The organism is Thauera aromatica, assembly GCF_023093595.1.
GTDB lineage: Bacteria > Pseudomonadota > Gammaproteobacteria > Burkholderiales > Rhodocyclaceae > Thauera > Thauera aromatica_A.
The window spans coordinates 36,867-56,950 of the sequence record NZ_JALLIK010000104.1 but is presented as its reverse complement, the minus strand read 5'-3'; the positions used below and the strand labels follow the sequence as shown (position 1 = coordinate 56,950).

Annotated in this window: 12 protein-coding genes; 10 read left to right on the top strand and 2 right to left on the bottom strand. The window is 63.6% G+C overall.

Annotation, left to right across the window (positions count from 1 at the left end):
- Window positions 1-19 precede the first annotated feature (19 nt).
- Complete coding sequence (gene brxC / locus MXC99_RS10910) at window positions 20-3,631, top strand: BREX system P-loop protein BrxC (RefSeq protein ID WP_247725480.1); 3,612 nt, start codon at window positions 20-22, stop codon at window positions 3,629-3,631.
- Window positions 3,632-3,652: 21 nt separating this feature from the next.
- Here the strand turns inward: brxC and MXC99_RS10905 are convergent, their stop codons facing one another.
- Together MXC99_RS10905 and MXC99_RS10900 are read right to left on the bottom strand one after the other, a co-directional pair.
- Window positions 3,653-4,069: a putative toxin-antitoxin system toxin component, PIN family gene (locus MXC99_RS10905; RefSeq protein ID WP_247725479.1), complete on the bottom strand. Its 417-nt coding sequence runs from the start codon at window positions 4,067-4,069 to the stop codon at window positions 3,653-3,655.
- A complete protein-coding gene (locus MXC99_RS10900) occupies window positions 4,069-4,308 on the bottom strand; it encodes a ribbon-helix-helix domain-containing protein (RefSeq protein ID WP_247725478.1) in 240 nt (79 codons plus the stop codon). The genes MXC99_RS10905 and MXC99_RS10900 overlap by 1 nt, the downstream gene beginning before the upstream one ends.
- Window positions 4,309-4,392: 84 nt before the next feature.
- On the opposite strand from MXC99_RS10900, the gene pglX reads away from it, so the two are divergent.
- The 9 genes from pglX to egtD all read left to right on the top strand — a co-directional run bounded on the left by pglX (window position 4,393) and on the right by egtD (window position 20,069).
- Window positions 4,393-8,007 carry a BREX-1 system adenine-specific DNA-methyltransferase PglX gene (gene pglX / locus MXC99_RS10895; protein WP_247725477.1) on the top strand — a complete coding sequence of 1,205 codons (3,615 nt, stop codon included), beginning with the start codon at window positions 4,393-4,395 and terminating at the stop codon, window positions 8,005-8,007.
- The gene (locus tag MXC99_RS10890; RefSeq protein WP_247725476.1) at window positions 8,000-9,160 is read left to right on the top strand and encodes an AAA family ATPase; all 1,161 of its coding nucleotides are present in this window, start codon (window positions 8,000-8,002) and stop codon (window positions 9,158-9,160) included. Before pglX ends, MXC99_RS10890 begins: the two co-directional genes overlap by 8 nt.
- Window positions 9,160-9,909, top strand: coding sequence for a hypothetical protein (locus MXC99_RS10885; protein WP_247725475.1), 750 nt, complete (start codon window positions 9,160-9,162; stop codon window positions 9,907-9,909). The genes MXC99_RS10890 and MXC99_RS10885 overlap by 1 nt, the downstream gene beginning before the upstream one ends.
- Window positions 9,910-10,059: 150 nt before the next feature.
- Window positions 10,060-12,294: an argonaute PAZ domain-containing protein gene (locus tag MXC99_RS10880; protein ID WP_247725474.1), complete on the top strand. Its 2,235-nt coding sequence runs from the start codon at window positions 10,060-10,062 to the stop codon at window positions 12,292-12,294.
- A 33-nt stretch (window positions 12,295-12,327) separates the two neighbouring features.
- Complete coding sequence (gene pglZ / locus MXC99_RS10875; RefSeq protein ID WP_247725473.1) at window positions 12,328-14,946, top strand: BREX-1 system phosphatase PglZ type A; 2,619 nt, start codon at window positions 12,328-12,330, stop codon at window positions 14,944-14,946.
- Window positions 14,947-14,953: 7 nt separating this feature from the next.
- Window positions 14,954-16,984: a protease Lon-related BREX system protein BrxL gene (gene brxL, locus MXC99_RS10870; RefSeq protein WP_247725472.1), complete on the top strand. Its 2,031-nt coding sequence runs from the start codon at window positions 14,954-14,956 to the stop codon at window positions 16,982-16,984.
- A gap of 103 nt (window positions 16,985-17,087) precedes the next feature.
- Window positions 17,088-18,290, top strand: a complete 1,203-nt coding sequence (gene chrA, locus MXC99_RS10865) for a chromate efflux transporter (protein ID WP_247725471.1) — start codon at window positions 17,088-17,090, stop codon at window positions 18,288-18,290.
- A gap of 454 nt (window positions 18,291-18,744) precedes the next feature.
- Window positions 18,745-19,122: a DUF3641 domain-containing protein gene (locus MXC99_RS10860; RefSeq protein WP_247725470.1), complete on the top strand. Its 378-nt coding sequence runs from the start codon at window positions 18,745-18,747 to the stop codon at window positions 19,120-19,122.
- Window positions 19,119-20,069, top strand: a complete 951-nt coding sequence (gene egtD, locus MXC99_RS10855; protein ID WP_247725469.1) for an L-histidine N(alpha)-methyltransferase — start codon at window positions 19,119-19,121, stop codon at window positions 20,067-20,069. The genes MXC99_RS10860 and egtD overlap by 4 nt, the downstream gene beginning before the upstream one ends.
- Window positions 20,070-20,084 lie beyond the last annotated feature (15 nt).

Sequence of the window (20,084 nt, the reverse complement as noted above, 5' to 3'; positions counted from 1 at the left end):
TGATCACGGACAACAAGAAATGAAGATCGGCGACCTTTTTACCAAGCCCATCAACCGCCCTATAAACGGGGTGATCAAGGCCGACCAGAAGGACGCCGAGAGCGTCTGGCAGGAACTCGACGAGTACGTCGTCACCAAGCAGCTCACCGAATACTTTCGCCGCTTCTTCGACGCCTACCTGGCAGCGGCCGACAACCCGAACGACCCAGTGCTCGCTGCGCGCATGGGTGTCTGGGTGTCCGGCTTCTTCGGCTCGGGCAAGTCGCACTTCATCAAGATCCTGTCCTACCTGCTCGAGAACCTCGAAGCCACCAACCCCGCCACCGGCGAGAAGAAACGCGCCGCTGCCTTCTTCGACGAGCACAAGATCAAGGATTCGATGCTGCTCGCCGACATCCAGCGCGCCGTGCGCGGCAGCGCCGACGTAGTGCTCTTCAATATCGACGCCAAGGCCGACAGCAAGGATGAGCGCGACGTCATCCTCCAGGTCTTCCTGCGCGTGTTCAACGAGAAACTCGGCTTCAGCGCCGATGCGCCGCACATCGCCCACATGGAGCGCTACCTGGTGGAGAAGGGCGCGTATGACGCCTTCCGTGCGGCCTTCGCCGAAAGCAACGGCTCTACCTGGGAGGCCGAGCGCGATGCGGTCGACTTCCTGCGCGACGACGTCGTGCATGCGCTCTCGGTCGCACTCGGGCAAAGCGAGGAATCCGCCGGCCAATGGTTCGACCGCTCGCGCGACGAGTACCGCATCAACATCGAGTCCTTCGCCAAGCTGGTGAACGCCTACCTCGAGACCCGGCCCGCCGGCCACCGCATCATCTTCCTGGTCGACGAGGTCGGTCAGTTCATCGGCGACAACACCAAGCTGATGCTCAACCTGCAGACGATCACCGAGCAGCTCGGTACCGCGACGCAGGGTAGGGCGTGGGTCATCGTCACCAGTCAGGAAGACATCGACGCCGCCCTCGGCGAGGCCAACAAGGCCAAATCGCAGGATTTCTCCAAGATCCAGGGGCGCTTCCATACTCGACTTTCGCTCGCCAGCTCCAACACCGACGAGGTCATCGGCGAGCGCCTGCTCGCCAAGCGCGAGGGCGCGCACGATACGCTGCGTGACACCTTCGAAAAGTCCGGCGACATCATCAACAATCAGCTCGCCTTCGTCGGCAACTCGGTGAACCTGCGCGGCTACAAGGACGCCGCCGAGTTCGTCAGCGTCTATCCCTACGCCCCCTACCAGTTCACTCTGCTGCAGAAGATCTTCGAATCCATCCGCAAGGTCGGTGCCACCGGCAAGCACCTGTCGCGCGGCGAGCGCTCGCTGCTCGACGCCTTCCAGTCCGCCACCGTGCGCAACATGGATCGGGACGTCGGCCTGCTCATCCCGCTCTACGACTTCTACCCCTCGATCGAGAGCTTCATCGACACCGTCGCCAAGCGCTCCATCGACGAGGCGCCCAACAACGGGGCGCTCAAAGCCTTCGACGTGTTGTTGCTCAAGGCCCTGTTCCTCATCCGCTACATCGCCGATATCGTCAAACCCAACGTCGACAACCTCGCCACGCTCTGCGTCGATCGCATCGACGCCGACAAGCTCGCCCTCAAGCGCCAGATCCAGGAGAGCCTCAGCCGGCTCGAGCAGCAGCGCCTGGTCAGCCGCAACGGCGACCTGTGGTTCTTCCTCACCAACGAAGAGCGCGACGTCGCGCGCGAGATCGGCAACGTCGAAGTGTCCTCGTCCGAAAAGGCCCGCCTGCTGTGCGAGCTGCTGTTCGACGACATCCTGCAGGGCAGTACCCGCATCCGCCACCGCGACACCAAGGGCGATTACGACATCAACCGCCTGCTCGACGGCGCCCCGTACAAGAACGCCAGCCACGAGCTTACCGTCGAGGTCGTCTCGCCGCTGGGCGACGACTGGGACGCGCTCAACGACGCCCGCGCCGTCCTGCGCAGCAGCGAAGGCAACGGCCGGGCGCTGATCCGCCTGGCCGAAGGCGAGCGCTTCGACATCGAACTCACCCTCTACCGCCAGATCGAGAAGTACATCGACAGCCCCAAGGCCAGCAACGCCACGCCTTCGCTGCGCAACATCCTCATCAACCGCAAGGACGAAAACCGTGAGCGCCGCGCCCGCCTGCGCGAGCAGCTCGCCACCATGATGCTGCAGGGTGACTTTTACGCCCTCGGCCAGCGCGTCGAACTCAAGGCGTCCAACCCCGGCAGCCTGCTCGACGAGCTGGGCAACTACCTCATCACCAACACCTACACCAAGCTCGGCTACCTCAAGCACCGCAACGCCGACCCCATCGCCGAGATCAAGGCGGTCCTGCTCGCCGACGACACCGCCCAGCGCAAGCTCGCGCTCGGTGGCGAGGAGGGCAACCCGCTCGCGCTCGTCGAACTGCGCGAGTTTCTCCAGCTCAAGGCGAGCAACACCCGGGTGATCCTGGACGAGGTGGTCAACCGCTTCACCGGCATACCCTGGGGTTGGAAGCCCGACTGGGAGGTCGTCCTGCTGGTCGCACGCCTCTTCATGGCCGGCGAGATCAAGCTGATGATGGACAGCGCCGACCTCGAACCCAAGGCCGCCATCGAGCCGCTCACCAAGTCGGCGCGCTTCAAGCACGTGTCGATTCTCAAGCGCAAGGTGGCCGATGCTGTCAGCATCAAGCGCGCGCGCGAGCTGCACCGCGACCTCTTTGCCGAGATGCCGCCCGAGGCCGAGGACGGCCTGGTCGCCGCCACCCGCGAGCGCCTGGCCGCGCTGCAAGTCGACCTCAAGGGCTACGCCCACGTCGCCGCCACGCCGCATCACCCCGGCAAGACCGTCATCGACAGCGCGATCGCCGCCATCGGCAAGCAGCTCGGGGTGGCCGACAGCTACGAATTCATCGACGCCTTCGTCAAGGGCAAGGACGACTGGCTGGACCTGTCCGACGACATCCACGACGTCATCAGCTTCTACAAAACACAGATCCCCACCTGGCGCCGGTTGCTCGAGGCTCTGGAGCGCTTCGAGCCCAACCGCGAAGCCCTCGACAAGGACGTCAAGGCCGCCTTGGCGCTGTCGAGCCTCGAAGGCATCCGCGACAACCCGAACCCCTGGGGTGCCGTCAGCCAGATCGAGCCACTCGTCACCACGGCCGACACGGTCAACGAGGCGCTCGCCCAGAGCAAGCGCGAGCACGCGCTGCTCTCCATCGACGCCAAGATCGCCGAAGTGGAAAAGGCGCTTGACGCCGCACAAGCCTCGGACGGCCTGCGCAACCGCGCGCTGCTCAAGCTACAGGAGCTCAAGACCAAGGTCGCTGGCCTCACCAGCATCCCGATGATCTTCTACAGCCAGGAACGGGCAGGCGACGCGCTGGATGCGGCGATGACCATGATCGAGTCCGCCACGCCCAAGGCGGTCCCGACCACGGCCGCCGAAAAGGGCAGCGCGACGACTGCCACCAAGACAAGCGGCCCGGTGATTGCGCCCAAGCCGACCAAACCGGTCCGCGCGGCCGACTTCAGCCCCAAGACCTATCTGGAAACCGAAGCGGACATCGACGCCTACCTCGCCAAGCTGAAGGCTGAACTGCTCAAGGCCGTCCAAGCCGGCCAGCGCGTTCGTTTGCAGTAAGCGGTAGAGAAAATGTCGGGCTCAGGTCTTCAAGACTTCATTACAGAACGCTGCTGGCGTCAGGATGCGCGTGCGGCCGACATGGCCGCGCTGCAGCAGGCCGGCCCGGCGGTCGCCAGTCACCAGGTAGTCGGCCTTGCCTGCATCGGCCATGGCCAGCAGAAAAGCGTCGTCCGGGTCGTCTGCCTCGAAATGGCGCGGCAACTGCTCCAGCACCAGGGCGCGCTGCAGGTTGTTGATCATCACCCCCACCTTGGCAGGCTGCAGCACCGCCTGCAGCTTGGGGTAACGACTGGCACGGCGAATTTCTTCCAGCTGGGCGTGGGAGGTCACCAGCTCGAAACGCGCGCTGCGCCAGGCGCGGTAGATCGCATCCGGTGCCCCATGCGGCGAAATCAGCGCACTGAACAGGATGTTGGTGTCGAGCACCACCCGCATTACTGCGCCTTGGCCCAGTCAAGTGCCTCATCCACCATCGCGGCAAGGTCCGCCTCGCTGACGCCAGCATTCGCAGCCTTGGCGTCCTCCGCGCTCAGCTCGAGGATGTGTGCCCGCACCGCTTCTTCGACGAAGCGCGACAGATCGCCCTTGCGCCCGCCGCCCTGGCTGGCCAGAAACATCCGCAATGCCTGGTCGGTCTCCGTGGAGACCGCGACGTTCCAACGTGTGCTTGCCATCTTCGACTCCTGAGATCGGTGTTTATGTGTTTATACACTCACCGACGCCGCGACGCTACATCCTGAAGCGACCAAAAAAACGCCATGAACAAAGCCAAACTCAAAACCTACGCCCCCCAGGCCCGCAAGGACTTCATCGCCGCCGTCACCCAGCGTGCCAACCTGCTCGGCCTCTCGGATTCCGCCGGCAAGTTCGAAGCCCTGCCCGCCGAGCGGCGGGGCGATGTGGTGCTGATCGCCGGGCGCGAATGGCCGGCCCGCGTCGCCCAGCAGCGCGAGCGCCTGGTGCGTCGCATCCAGCGCGACGGGTTTGGCTACACCATGGAGGCGGTGGCCTACACCTGGTTCAACCGCTTCGCCGCGCTGCGCTTCATGGAGCTGCACGACTATCTCGGTCACGGCCACCGCGTGCTCTCCAGCGCCAGCGCCGGCGGCCTGCCGGACATCCTCGCCCACGCGGCGGATCTGGCCGCCAGCCGCGAGCTGCCCGGCCTCGACGCCGCCCATATCGCCGAGCTCAAGCTCGCCGGCAACAAGGACGGCGAGCTCTACCGCCTGCTGCTGGTCGCCCAGTGCAACGCGCTCTCCGCCGCCATGCCCTTCCTCTTCGAGCGCATCGACGACGAAACCGAGCTGCTGCTGCCCGACAACCTGCTACGCACCGACGCGGTCATCGCCAAGCTGGTCGCCGAGATCCCGGAAGAAGACTGGGCCGAGGTCGAGATCATCGGCTGGCTCTACCAGTTCTACATCAGCGAGAAGAAGGACCAGGTCATCGGCAAGGTGGTCAAGAGCGAGGACATCCCCGCCGCCACCCAGCTCTTCACCCCCAACTGGATCGTGCAATACCTGATGCAGAACAGCGTCGGCCGCCTGTGGCTGATGGCCAACCCCGCCAGCACGCTCGCCAGCCAATGGCCCTACTACATCCAGCCCGCCGAACAAACCCCCGATGTAGGAGCGGCTTTAGCCGCGATCACCCAGACCCGCATCGACGAAGACGGCGGCAGCCTCAACCCCGAATCCATCACCGTGCTCGACCCCGCCTGCGGCTCCGGCCACATCCTGGTCGAAGCCTACGCGCTGCTCAAAGGCATCTACCTGGAACGCGGCTACCGCCTGCGCGACATCCCGCGCCTGATTCTGGAAAAGAACCTCTACGGCCTCGACATCGACGACCGCGCCGCACAGCTCGCCGGCTTCGCGCTGCTGATGAAGGCCCGCGCCGACGACCGCCGCCTGTTCAACGACCCGCCCCGGCTCAATGTGCTGAGCCTGCAGGAGAGCAAGGGGCTGGACCTGGACGAACTCGCCACCCATCTGGCGCCCTTTGGCGTGCAGCGCGGCACTGTCAAGGTGCTGCTTGACACCTTCGAACACGCAAAGACCTTCGGCTCGCTGATCCAGATCCCGGATGCGTTGAACGCGCAACTGCGGGCGCTGGCGGAGGCCTTGGAGAAGGCGAACGAGACCGGGGACTTGTATGCGCAGGCGGCGGCGCAGGATTTGATGGCACTGGTGGAGCAGGCGAAGGTGCTGGGGCGGAAGTTCGATGCGGTGGTGGCGAATCCGCCGTATATGGGCGGGAAGGGGATGAACGGCGCACTGAAGGAGTTCGCCAAGGCCACCTTCCCCGATAGCAAGTCAGACCTGTTTGCCATGTTCATCGAACGGGGTTTTGGCTGGTGCAAGGCCAACGGCTTCAACAGCATGGTGACGATGCAGAGTTGGATGTTCTTGTCGTCGTATGAGGCGACGCGGGAGAAGTTGCTCGAACAGCGCACCATTCAGACGATGGCCCATTTGGGCGCAAGAGCGTTTGCCGAGATTTCTGGCGAAGTCGTACAAACAACGGCCTTCGTGCTGCAAGGTCAGCACTTCTTCGGATTCAAACCCACATTCTTCCGCTTGGTGGATGGGCAGGAGGCGGACAAAGAAGCAGCGTTACGGAGCAATCACTATCGCTTTGATACCACGGCGCAAGATGATTTCAAGGAAATTCCGGGAAGTCCGGTTGCGTATTGGGTTTCGGATCGGTTGCGGCACGCCTTTCCGCGTGGACAGCCACTGCGTAAAATTGCCGAAGCCCTCCGTGGAGTTGAGACAGGAAATAACGAAAAGTTTCTCCGGCAATGGCAGGAGGTAGATAGGCGTCGCTTCGGTACGAACCTCAGAGCGAGCAGCTCAGATTACACTTGGTATCCCTACAATAAAGGTGGTGGGTTCAAGAAGTGGTTCGGAAACCGCTGGCTAGTGATCAACTGGCATGACAACGGAAACGATATCAAGGGCCAACCCTATCCGAAAGAAGGGCGGCTTCCTTGGAGAGCGGCAAACGAGGAGTTTTATTTTAAAGATGGGCTCACGTGGGGTGGTCTCACTACTGGAACTGTGACTTTCCGCACCTGCGAATACGGTGCAATTTTCGATTCGAACAAAGGTTCCATGATGTTTCCGCAAGAGGTGGACCGCCCGGTAGTTCTTGGTTTCCTCAATACCGTTCTTGTTTCCCGCCTCCTCAACATTCTCAATCCAACGCTCTCGACTCAGAAGGATGACATCGGCAACCTTCCATTTTTTAGGCCAGAAATATCGGGAGAGCGCGAGATAACAAAGAACACCTTGAAGTGCGTTGATATTGCCAAGGCCGATGAATACTCTTACGAGGGCTCTTGGGACTTCCAAATTCTTCCTGTCTTGACGGCGTCCCCTTACCCCGCGACCAGCCTCGAATCCAGCTACGTCTCTTGGGTCACCAAAAACCGGGACACCATCGCCGAAATGAAGGGACTCGAAGAGGAGAACAACCGTCTCTTCATCGATGCCTACGGTTTGGCGGATGAACTCAGCCCAGAAGTCCCCATCGATCAGATCACCCTCACGGTGAACCCCGCCTATCGCTACGGCGGCAATCTCACCGAAGACGAGCAACGGACCCGCTTCCGCCAAGACAGCATGGCGGAGCTGATCTCCTACGCCATCGGCTGCATGATGGGCCGCTACAGTCTCGACGAACCCGGCCTGATCTACGCCCACGCCGGCAACGTCGGCTTCGATCCGACCCGCTACCAGACCTTCCCGGCCGACGCCGACGGCATCGTGCCGATCACCGACGAATTCTGGTTCGAGGACGACGCTGCCCACCGCGTGCGCGAGTTCCTGCGCGCCGCGTGGGGCGCCGACACGCTGGACGAGAACATGGCCTGGCTCGCCGAGAGCCTGGGCGCCAAGGCCAACGAGACGCCGGACGAAACCATCCGCCGCTACCTGGCCGACAAGTTCTTCAAGGACCACCTGCAGACCTACAAGAAACGCCCGATTTACTGGCTGTTCAGCAGCGGCAAACAAGGCGCGTTTCAGGCGCTGGTCTATCTGCACCGCTACCACGAGGGCACGCTGGCTAGATTGCGCGCCGAATACGTCGTGCCCCTCACCGGCAAGATGCAGGCCCGCATCGACATGCTGGAAAAAGACGCCACCGCCGCCCCCAGCACCGCCGCCCGCAACAAGCTCAACAAGCAGCTCGAGAAGCTGCGCAAGAAACACGTCGAGCTGCTGGCCTACGACGAAAAGCTCCGCCACTACGCCGACATGCGCATCCAGCTCGACCTGGATGACGGGGTGAAGGCGAACTACGGCAAGTTCGGGGATCTGCTGGCGGAGGTGAAGGCGGTGACGGGAGGTGCAAGCGATGATTGAGCAGATTGCCGTCCGGAATTTCAAATCACTGGCGCAGTTCAAGCTGCGGCTCCACCGGTTCAACTGCCTGGTTGGGATGAACGGCGCCGGCAAGAGCACTGTGCTGCAGTCCATCGATTTCATGGCTCAGTTGATGGAAGGGCGCATCGACGAGTGGCTGGAGATGCGCGAGTGGAGCGCATCCGAGCTGAACTGCAAGCTGCGACCCGAGAGCAACGTGGCGGTGGCGGTAAGCTTTCGTGCTTCGGACGGCCAGCAGCTCAACTGGGTAGCGGCTTTCAACAGGACGGAGCTTCAATGCTCGACCGAAACGGTTATCGGGCCGGGCGGGGTCTTGCTTCATGTAAAGGGGCGGCACTATCGGATCGGTGGCGGAAAGGATGCGCCGCTTACGTTCAAGTATCAGGGCTCGATTCTGTCGCAACTGCGCGACGAGGAATTGCCCGCGCCGCTGCTCGAATTTCGCGACTGCATGCGGAAGATCCGCTCCCTTGAGCTGCTTGCGCCCAACCTGATGCGACGCCGGGCCCGGTCCGGGGACCCCGATATCGGTGCGGGCGGCGAGAAGCTGACAGCGTTTCTACACAGCATCAAAGGCGCGGCACGAGAACGGCTACGCGAACTGTTGCGCAGCTTTTATCCCACGCTTGTCGACTTCAAGGTGTCGACGCAGCGCGCAGGCTGGAAGAGGCTGACGGTGATCGAGCAATTCGGCGCACAGCGTCTCGAAACCGAGGCCCGCCACATCAATGACGGCTTGTTGCGCGTGCTGGCCGTGCTGGCGCAGGCGGATTCCGACCGCTCGCTGATCCTGCTCGACGAGATCGAGAACGGCATGAACCCCGAAATCATCGAGAGGTTGGTCGATGCGCTGGTGCAGGCACGCCAGCAGATCCTGGTGACGACACACAGTCCGATGATCCTGAACTATCTGGACGATGCCGTTGCAGCAGAGTCAGTGACCTTCATCTACAAGAACGAGCGTGGTGAAACCCGCGCCCGGCCGTTCTTCGAGCTGCCGCACATCGCCGAGAAGCTGGAGGTGATGGGGCCGGGCGAGGCGTTCGTGGATACGGACCTCAACCGGCTTGCTCAGAAATGCATGACGCTGGATGACGAGGACGAAGCCCGCGAAGCGGCGGAGGCGGGCTGATGCTGTTGTTGCTCAGTGGTGAAGGGCCGAGCGATCTCGGCCGCTGTGCGATGCCGGTCGGGCAGTGTGACGGTGATGCCTTCGAGGCCGGGCCGATGGCGGCGCTGGTCGACCAGATCATTCAGGATGTACTCAAGTTCTCGGTGCTGAAGGATGTGCCCACGCGCTTGCGCTATATCGCCAAGCAATGCCTGAGTGATGTAGCTGACGACCTGCGAGGCAACCGGCGAGCGGTTTCACTGACGGGTAAGAAGCAGGGGCAGGAAACTGGCTACTTTATGAAGATGGCTTGGTCCTACGGCAAGCTTGCCTTACAGATCGAGGCGGATGAAGACGACTCTGCTGTAGCGGTCTTCTTTCGGGACACCGACGGTACCCACTCGATACGCGATGGTGCTTGGGCCGAAAAGTGGCACTCCATTGAACGTGGTTTTGGGCGTGCGGGCTTCGAGCGAGGTGTGCCGATGCTGCCCAAGCCGACTTCCGAAGCCTGGCTGCTCTGCGCCGCCAAGAGCTCGCCGTATCAGGCCTGCAGCGCACTCGAAGATCTGCCGGGAAACCTGGGATCCTCAAGACATCCGAAGAAGGAGCTGGCGCGTGCTTTCGGCGAAGAGAAGTCGAGCGCGGAACTGCGCGAATGGCTGGAAGGGCATCCCTTCGAGCCCGATTCGGCGATGGAGATGGGGAGTTATCGGGCATTTCGGGAGCGGATGGTGGAGGTGCTGAACACCGTCCGTGGTAGAGCCTGATCAGCTTGCGGTTATGCTTTGATAATTTGTGCAAGAGGTTGTTGCACTATTCTTCCCGGGTTGTCGGCTGGCAATGTGCAGTGAAGCGAGGGTGATGAGGCGACGCCGGGTTCGGTTTGTTGTTGGCGATGAATATGGTTGGAGACCGCTTTGACGGAGCTTTCCCTTGCTGCGCTTGAGCTTGATCGCAAGCTGGATGTCCTTCCGGTGTACTGCTACCGGCTGACTTTCGATCGTGATCATGAAGACACCGACCCTACCCAGTTGACTCGCCGTGGCGCCCGCATGTTGAGCGGTGCTAACGGCTGGTGCGCGGTGACTGACGATGGGCCTTGGCGGGTGCTGAGTCTTAGTCCCTTGAAGGTGCTGAAGCACGAATGGGGCGGGACGTGCTGCACCGCGTGCGATGAGACGCCGGGTGTGCTACAGAGCGGGACTCATGCAGAACGTGGTGCGATTCAGCGCCTGTTGAATCAATGTCTCATGCACGGCGGCAGAAAGCTCGCGTATGCCAGCAATGGTCATCTGGAGGCGGAGGCGGGAGCCGGGAATCTGGTCAGACTCACCACGTGCCAGCCCTCGGAGCGTGTGAAGGCGGGTAGTGACTATCTTGATGCCTTTCAGAGCGTGACGCTGATCCCCGAAGTATTGCCCGACGGCACTGCCTTGGTAGGTTTCGATGTAAGGCACCGTCTGCTGCCCCAACCGCATGTGACCCTCGATTGGGTGATCCGCAAGCGCCCAGAATGGATCGAGGGTATTCGTCGTGTCCGGCATCGGTATGCATCCAACGGGCAGTATGGAAGTGCTGACTTGATTGGCATGGTGGCTGATCGAACGGCACTCTCAACCTTTCCGACGCCGAAGGGTGAGGTTAGCTTGCTCGACTACCACGAGAGCAAAGGCAATATTCCAGACTATGAGCGCGAGGCCGTAGCTGCTTCGCAGGTGGTTCATGTGCGGTACGGGAGGGATACACGTGCAAAACCTATGGAGCATCTTGCCGCCTTGCTCCTGCCGATGTTCGATTTCGAGACCCTGAGCAATATAGATAGCCGTTTGCTGGAGCGGATTGCCAGCTCTTTGAAATGGCCGGTAGGGGAACGCTTGAAGGCGGCATTCCGGCTGGTCAAGGGCCTGCAGGTCAGCGAACTCGGCGCTTGTCTGCAGCCCCTTAAGGATACGCATCGCTATCTGCGCACACTGAAGCCGGAGTTTCGCCTTCGTTTTCGCGGTGCTGCGGTCGCCGATAGCGAAAAGGCAGTGTTGCGTCACGGTGCCTACCGGGGGATGACGAGAAAGCTGGTTGTGCCGTTGGTCGTTGGGGGCACGGACCTGGAGCAGGAGGCCGCTGTCCGCCACTTCCAAGAGGTCGAGCGCGTCTGCCGCAAGTGGCATCCCGATCTGACGTCCTGGAAGACTGCTGCCCCTGCAGGTGATGCCGAAGCATTGAACCAACGCCTTGGTCAGCGCAAGCCGGACAACACCTTGCTGTTGATCGGTCTGGGCCGTGGTGCAGACAAAAAGAAGATTCGCGACGTGGCTTACCGCTACGGGCTGGCGACCCAGTTCATGCGCTTGGATCACCCCCCGAGGACCTATCAGCCAAGCTACTACAACAACTTGGCGGCCGGGGTATTCAGCAAGGGTGGCGGTGTGTTGTGCGCGATCGACGACATGCCGGGCGACACCGATCTCTTCATTGGTCTCGATTTGGGCGGTGTCAGCCAGCGGGCGCCCGGGCTTGCCTTCCTGTTTACCCGCGAGGGGGCTCAACTGGGTTGGCAACTCGCGGAAGCGCAGCGTGGCGAGCGAGTCGAGGATGCCGTGTTGGGTGATCTGCTCGAACGTAGTCTGCAAGCATATCGGCAGGTGCACTTGGGCGCGCTGCCGCGCAGGATTGCGCTGCACCGCGATGGGCGGCTATTCGAGTCGTTGGACGTGATTCGCAACTTCGAGCGCGATCACTCGGTACAGGTGGATGTTCTCGAAGTAGTGAAGAGCGGTTGTCCGCCTTTGTATCGACGGGTGGTCGTTGCGGAGAACAAGAAGGCGTTCCGCAATCCTGAGGTGGGTGATGCATTCGAACTGCCGGGGCTGGATGAGTTGATCATCGCCACCTACAGCGGTGAGGAACTCGGATCGAGCTGGGGAGACAAGGTCACAGTGCGGCCGTTGCGCCTGCGCAAGCGTTACGGTGAAACGGATCTCCACACCCTCGCCAGACAGGTGGTGCTCTTGAGCCGCATACACGGGGCATCGCTTTACCGACATCCGCGACTGCCGGTGACGACGCACCATGCGGATCGTTTCGCAACGCTGCGGCAGGAGTGCAATCTGGATGACCTTTCCAAGATGGACCGGCTGTGTCCCGTTTACCTTTGAGCGGACCTGCGGGTTCGTGAATCTGGAGTCGTTTTGAGTCATCAACGCATCGTCGAAGCCCTGCAGGCGCAGTTCGCGACCCAGCACCTTCTGTTCTGGGACGACCCCGATGGCGAGTTCTCCGCATGGGTGGATGGCCTGAGCCTGGAAGGCGTACATGTCCTGCGGCTCGACCGCACGCCAGCCCTGCAGGTGAAGCTCGACGTCGAGCGCGCACCTGGCACGCGCTGGCTGTTCTACCGGCCTGCAGCCGAACCCGATCCGGCGAAGGACTGGCTCCTCGATTTGCGCCTGCGGGGTCGGGCGTTCCGTGCGGACTCGAACTCCATGCTGCTGGACGACCTGGGCCTGACGAGTCAGGCCCTGCGCCCGCATCTGAAGGCGCGCAGCAAGTTCCTGCGGGCCAAAGACCGTGTGGAGAAGCTGCGCCGCCTCGTGACGCCGAGTGATGACGCCGAGGCGCTGGACCGCAAGATGCTGGCGGTGCTGGTGCGCTCGGAGCAGGCGGATTTCCAGACCATTCTTCTTCGCCTGTTGAGTTCGATGGTGCATGAGGGCGAGGCAGATCTGGCGGCCGAGCCGCGTGCGTGGCAGGACATCGTCGCCAATGAGCTGAACTCGGCCTTCTGGGCGTTTGCGCTGCAGACGCTGGGGTATGGCGCAGATGGTGTGGCGCCGGCCTTCACCTTGCGGGATCTGCTGTACCGCATCCTGGTGACGGATTTCTGCCGCTCGCTCTCCGGAGCCGCACCTGAGTCGCTGCGACACTTTGTGCTGCCGGATCGCACGCTGGCGGCCAACGCGTCGGTGTTTGCCGCGCGGTGGCGGACCGATATGGCCGCCTACGAGAGCTACAACCTGTTGTCGGATGCGGTGGCCGGCGAGATCGGCCTGGATGGGGTGCTGAGCGTGCTGCCGGGCGACGCCTTGGCCGAGACCATGACCTTTGCGGTCGTCGAGCGGCGGATCCTGAAGGACCTGAAGGATCGGGTGCTGGCCGGCGCAGGGGCGAGCGACGAGGCGATGCAGGCGCTGATCGCGCGTCGGCGAGATGGGCACTGGGCGAGTCGGCTGATGGCGCAGAGCGCGAGCGAGAGCCGCGCGCTGGCTGCATGCTACGACGCGATCGAGGCTGGGGCGGCTTTCTTCGAGCTGAAGGCCCGTTTCGACGCGGGCTTCAGCTTTGCCAGCGCAGAGGCGGCGCTGATGGCCTATCAGGCAGAGCTGTTCCGCTTCGACCAGTTGTATCGGCATTTCCATGAGGCGGCGGAGAAGGTCGAGCCGATGGGCTGGGCGGTGCTGCATGAACTGCGCGTTCGAATCGAGGAAACCTACACGGGGTGGTTCCTGCCGCAGTTTGGTACCGCCTGGGCGAGGGTCGTCGAGGGCGAGGGGGGCTTGTTGAGTCACTGGACGGCCGCCGGGATGCCGAACCAGCATCGCTTCTTCGACATCCAGGTTGCGCCTCTGCTGGCGGCCGGTGCGAAGCGGGTGTTCGTGGTGATTTCGGATGCCTTCCGTTACGAGGCCGCCGAGGAGCTGGTGCAGCAGCTCAACAGCAAGAGCCGGTTCAAGGCGGGGCTGTCGTCGCAGTTGGGCGTGCTGCCGAGCTACACCACGCTGGGGATGGCGGCGCTGCTGCCGCATCACAGTCTGGCCTACAAGGCCAACAGCAATCTCGATGTGGTGGCCGATGGCCAGCCGGTGGCCACGCTGGAACAGCGCCACGCACACCTGGAGAAGTACGAGGGGCTGGCGATGAAGGCCGACGAGCTGCTCGCCTTGGGCAAGGACAAGGGCAGGGCGCTGGTGCGCGATCGGCGGGTGATCTATGTGTATCACGACCACATCGATGCCCTGGGCGACAAGCAGGCCACCGAGGGGATGACGTTCCGCGCGGTGGACGAGGCTCTGGCCCAGCTCTCGCAGCTCGTGAGCTTCATCATCAACAGCTTGAACGGCTCGACGGTGCTGCTTACCGCCGACCACGGCTTCATCTATCAGGAGGCGCCGCTGCTGGCTGCGGACAAGTCGGCGCTCGACGCGCAGCCGGAGGGCACGCTGAAGGCGAAGAAGCGCTACCTGCTCGGGCGCGGCATCGGCACGTCGCCCAAGGCATGGTGCGGCAACACGGCGCTGACGGCAGGCACGGATCCGGACGGTAGCCTGGACTTTTGGGTACCGAAGGGCGCGAGCCGCTTCCACTTTGCCGGTGGGGCGCGCTTCGTGCACGGCAGTGCGATGCCGCAGGAGATCGTGGTGCCGGTGATCACGGTGCGAGAGAGCGAGTCCGACAAGGAGAAGGCGCGCTACGTGGAGTTCAGCTTGCTCGGGGCCTCGAACAAGGTCGTCACCAACACCCAGCGCTTCGAGTTCATCCAGACCGAGGCCGTTTCCGACAAGGTGCTGCCGCGCACGGTGGTGATCGCGCTACGCGATGGCGAACGGCCGATCAGCAACGAGCAGACGCTCACCTTTGATAGCGCCTCGCAGCTGCTCGACGAGCGCAAGAAGTCGGTGTTCCTGACCGTGCTCGCCGGCACCTACGACAAGACGCGTGACTATTGGCTGACCGCGCGCGATGCCACGACCAAGGTCGAGGTGCTACGCGTGCCGCTGCGGGTTGATCTCGCCTTCACGAATGACTTCTGAAACACACATGGCCGAACCCGTAGATACCGCCCGCCTTGATGGGCTGCTCAATACTCACTTCGCCGGCAAGGTGGTCCGCAAGGACCTGACCAAGCTGATCAAGGAGGGGGCCAACGTCCCAGTGTATGTGCTGGAGTACCTGCTCGGCATGTACTGCGCATCGGACGACGAGGCGACGATCCAGAACGGGATGACGATGGTCAAGCGCATCCTTGGCGAGAACTACGTGCGGCCGGACGAGGCGGAGAAGATCAAGTCGAAGATCCGCGAGAGCGGCAGCTACAAGGTCATCGACAAGGTGACCGTGAAGCTCAACGAGAAGCGCGACGTCTACGAGGCGCTGCTCTCGAACCTCGGGGTGAAGAACGCCGAGGTGTCGGACGCCTTCGTGCGCCAGTTCGAAAAGCTGCTGGTGGGCGGCATCTGGTGCATCGTCACCCTGAACTACCAGTTCGAGGAGAACCAGCGCGGGTCGCCCTTCACGGTGACCGACCTCAAGCCGATCCAGATGCCCAACATGGACATGGCGGGCCTGTTCGAGGGGCGGCGGGCCTTCACCGAGGACGAATGGATCGACGCGCTGATCCGCTCGACCGGCATGGAGCCGAGCTGCTTCAAGGCGCGGGTGAAGTGGCACCTGCTCGCGCGGATGATTCCGCTGGTCGAGAACAACTACAACTTTTGCGAGCTGGGCCCGCGCGGCACGGGCAAGAGCCACATCTACAAGGAAATCAGCCCGAACAGCATCCTGGTGTCGGGTGGGCAGACCACCGTCGCCAACCTCTTCTACAACATGAGCGCGCGCAAGGTGGGCCTGGTGGGCCTGTGGGATACGGTCGCCTTTGATGAGGTGGCTGGCATCAACTTCAAGGACCACGACGGCGTGCAGATCATGAAGGACTACATGGCGTCCGGCTCCTTCAGCCGGGGCAGGGAGGCGATCAACGCCAATGCCTCGATGGTCTTCGTGGGCAACATCAACCAGAGCGTCGAGTCCCTGGTGAAGACCAGCCATCTGCTCGCGCCGTTTCCCGAGGCCATGATCGACTCGGCCTTCTTCGACCGCTTCCATGCCTATGTGCCGGGCTGGGAGATCCCGAAGATGCGCCCGGAGTTCTTTACCAACCAATACGGCTTGATCGTCGACTACCTGGCCGAGTACCTGCGCGAGATGCGCAAGCGCAACTTCGCCGACGCGATCGACAAGTGGTTCAAGCTGGGCAACAACCTCAACCAGCGCGACACCATCGCCGTGCGCCGGACCGTCTCCGGCCTGCTCAAGCTGATCTGCCCGCATGGCGAGTACGACAAGGAGATCGTGCGCCGCTGCCTGGAGTACGCGCTGGAGAGCCGTCGCCGGGTGAAGGAGCAGCTCAAGAAGATCGGCGGCATGGAATTCTACGACGTCCATTTCAGCTACATCGACCTGGAAGCGGGCGAGGAGCGCTTTGTCACGGTGCCCGAACAATCCGGTGGGGCGCTGATCGCGGAAGGCCGGCTCAATCCGGGCACCCTGCACACCATCAGCCTGGGCGACACCGAGATGCCGGGCGCCTATCGCATCGAGATCCAGACCCTCGCCGGCGGCGGCAAGGTCTCGGCCTCGGGCCTTGCGCCGCGCGAGGCGGTCAAGGTCGCCTTCGATTACTTCAAGGCCAACTCGGGCCGGGTGAGCGCATCGATCAAGCCGGGCGAGCACGACTTCCACTTGCATCTGGTGGAGCTGCAGCACACCGGCACCCCGAAAGCGCTGACCCTCGCGGGCTTCATTGCCCTGTGCTCAGGTGCGCTCGCCAAACCGGTTCAGAGCCAGATGGTGGTGATGGGCGACATGAGCCTCGGCGGCACGGTCGTCCAGGTGCGCAACCTGGCCGAGAGCCTGCAGGTGGCCTTCGATGCCGGCGCCAAGCGGATCCTGCTGCCGATGTCGAGCGTTACGGATATCCCATCGGTGCCCGGAGAGCTGTTCGCGAAGTTCCAGACGAGCTTTTACTCGGATCCGGTGGATGCGGTGTTCAAGGCGTTGGGGGTGGAGTGATTCTCGACGCTGCGCCGGATGGTCATAGCCCGTGCCCGTCGCTGCGCACCTCGTCCTGCAGGCGCTAACATCCTCCACCACCGTTACCGATCAAGGAGTGAGCGTGATCGATCCCGCTGGAACCGAGCACAGCCCCTGGGCCGTCTTTCTGATCTTTCTTCGGCTCGGGCTGACTTCTTTCGGCGGCCCGGTTGCCCACCTGGGCTACTTCCGCGGCGAATTCGTGACCCGGCGGCAGTGGCTGAGCGAGCGCAGCTACGCGGATCTGGTTGCCCTCTGCCAGTTCCTACCGGGGCCGGCCAGTAGCCAGGTGGGGATCGCGCTCGGGCTGTGCCGCTCCGGTTATGCCGGAGCCTTGGCTGCGTGGGCGGGGTTCACCTTGCCGTCGGCGATTGCCCTGATCCTGTTCGCGCTGGGCATCGCCCGTTACGGCGAGGCGGTACCGTCCGGCGTGCTGCACGGCTTGAAGGTGGTGGCCGTGGCCGTCGTCGCCCAAGCGGTATGGGGCATGGCCCGCAATCTCTGCCCGGACGCGCCGCGCATCACCCTCATGGCGGCCGCGACCTGCGTCGTTCTGCTGCTGCCATCCCCCTGGGGGCAGGTGGGCATGATGGCGATCGCGGCGATCGTCGGTCTCGTGCTGTTCAAGCCGCCGCAGGGTTCGGCGCATGACGCGCTGCCGACCATGATCGGGCGCCGGGCGGGGGGGCTCTGGCTGACGCTGTTCCTTGCCCTGTTGATCGGATTGCCGCTGCTCTCGGCCCTTTTCCCGGGCCGGGCGCTGTCGATGGTGGATGCCTTCTACCGCGCCGGGTCGCTGGTGTTCGGTGGCGGGCATGTCGTGCTGCCGCTGCTGCAAGCCGAAGTCGTGCCGGGCGGCTGGGTCGGCAACGAGTCCTTTTTGGCCGGCTACGGGGCGGCGCAGGCCGTCCCGGGGCCGCTGTTTACCTTCGCGGCGTTTCTCGGTGCCTCGATGAACGAGGCCCCCTCCGGCTGGCTGGGCGGGGTGATCTGCCTGCTGGCGATCTTCGCGCCATCCTTCCTGCTGGTCGCGGGTGCATTGCCGTTCTGGGAGCGCCTGCGCCGCGACGTCCGCACCCAGGCCGCACTCGCGGGCATCAATGCGGCGGTGGCGGGCCTGCTGCTGGCGGCGCTCTACCAGCCGGTATGGACCAGCGCGATTCATGCACTGCAAGACTTCGGCCTGGCGCTGGTGGCGCTGGTCGCGCTGATGTTCTGGAAACTGCCGCCGTGGCTGGTCGTGATCGGCAGCGGGGCCGCGGGATGGTTGCTGAGCACGGTGTAGGTCGAAGCCTCGCGGCTCGAGCTCGATCCGCCGCTCAAACGCCGGGAAGCAGTCCGTGCAGCCGTGGCAGGTCGGCGGGCAGATCGACGTCGTGGACGGATGGAAACGATTCCACCGTCCACCCGAGACGGCCGATCCGGCGCGAGCAGTGAGATCCTCCCGCCCGGGCAGGAAACCCGCCAGCTCCGGCCCCCGCACGGACCACCTTAGCACCGGATTCAATGTAGTCCATCCTCCGCCCGGAAACGAAGGGGGCGATGCGCTCGCCCATGTCCGCTCCCATGTTCCGTCTCGCGGGCGGAAAGGGTACGACCCGGGACGCAGCGGCTGCGTCGTCATCGGGCCGCAGCGCGATAAGCAAGGTGCAAAACCGTTCAGGTCGTGTAAGGATTACCCGGCTCGTCCGACGATCGAAAGACCGCCAAACGATAACGACCGCTCGCGAGGCTCCCGGATGCACCCGACCTTTCCGCTGCTCGCCGTCACCGACTTTCCCAGGATCCACCGTGGGACGATCGATACCCTGCAGGTAAATCCGGGCTACCGCTTCAACCGGCTGTTCACGATCGCCAACATGCCGATCGCCAGTGTCGGCCAACCACGCCTGCACCTTCGCGACGCCACCGCAGCAATGCTCGCGGGCGGGGTGATCCGCGTCACCGGGCACTGCTACGGCTGCACTGCCGGGCAGGGATCGAGTTGCGGTGGGGCCCTGGCCGAGGGCCGGACGGATGCAGCGAGCTGCACGCCAGAAGTCGACGTCAATCACCAAGCCCGGGCGCCCACGATGGGCGGACCAGCGCGGCGCGGGATGGCGGGAGCAGGGCGGTGAGTTCCCCCCGCTTCGTCCAGTTCGCACCCGAAGCCCCGGCGCGGATCCGGGCCGAACTGCTCGCCGGCCTGAGCGCGCCGGTGGCGACGATCGCGCCGAAATACCTGTACGACGCGCTCGGCGCGCGGCTCTTCGCGGCGATCACCGAACTGCCCGAGTACTACCCGACGCGCACCGAGGCGGCGATCTTCGCTCGACACCTGCCGGAAATGGCCGCAGAACTCGGCCCCGCCGCGACCCTGGTCGACCTCGGCGCGGGCAACTGCGAGAAGGCCGAGCGCCTGTTCGCGGCCTTGGGGGTGCGCCGCTACGTCGCCGTCGACATCTCGGTGGACTACCTGCGCGCATCGCTCGAGCGCCTTCAGCGCGCTCATCCGGCGGTCGCGATGCTGGGTGTCGGCCTCGACTTCGCGCACGCGCTGCGCCTGCCGCCGGAAGCCGGCGAAGGGCCGCGCACGCTGTTCTACCCGGGTTCGAGCATCGGCAACTTCACCCCCGACGAGGCCCTGGCTTTCCTGCGCCAGGCGCACGCCGCGTGCCTGGGGGGAGGCTTGCTGATCGGCGTCGATCTGGTCAAGGCGCGCGGCATCCTCGAGGCGGCCTACGACGATCCACTCGGCGTCACCGCCGCGTTCAACCGCAACCTGTTACGCCACCTGAACCAGCTCGCCGGAACCGACTTCGACCTCGCCGACTGGCGCCATGTCGCCTTCTTCGACGCGCATCACTCGCGCATCGAAATGCATCTGGAAGCGCGGCGCGACACGACCGTGCGCTGGACCGGGGGCGAGCGCCGCTTTGCCGCATCCGCGCGCATCCACACCGAAAACTCGTACAAGTGGCGTATCGAGGATTTCGCCGCGCTGCTCGCCGCGGCGGGGTTTTCGGCATCGCGCCACTGGTGCGACGCACGCAGCTGGTTCGCGGTATTCGCCGCCCATGCCTGAAGCCGCGGTGCGATC

Bases quoted from the DNA above. Each gene is read 5' to 3' on its own strand.
- brxC (WP_247725480.1), top strand. From the start codon at position 20: ATGAAGATCGGCGACCTTTTTACCAAGCCCATCAACCGCCCTATAAAC.
- brxL (WP_247725472.1), top strand. From the start codon at position 14,954: ATGGCCGAACCCGTAGATACCGCCCGCCTTGATGGGCTGCTCAATACT.
- MXC99_RS10885 (WP_247725475.1), top strand. From the start codon at position 9,160: ATGCTGTTGTTGCTCAGTGGTGAAGGGCCGAGCGATCTCGGCCGCTGT.
- MXC99_RS10860 (WP_247725470.1), top strand. From the start codon at position 18,745: ATGCACCCGACCTTTCCGCTGCTCGCCGTCACCGACTTTCCCAGGATC.
- MXC99_RS10890 (WP_247725476.1), top strand. From the start codon at position 8,000: ATGATTGAGCAGATTGCCGTCCGGAATTTCAAATCACTGGCGCAGTTC.
- MXC99_RS10905 (WP_247725479.1), bottom strand. From the start codon at position 4,069: ATGCGGGTGGTGCTCGACACCAACATCCTGTTCAGTGCGCTGATTTCG.
- pglX (WP_247725477.1), top strand. From the start codon at position 4,393: ATGAACAAAGCCAAACTCAAAACCTACGCCCCCCAGGCCCGCAAGGAC.
- MXC99_RS10900 (WP_247725478.1), bottom strand. From the start codon at position 4,308: ATGGCAAGCACACGTTGGAACGTCGCGGTCTCCACGGAGACCGACCAG.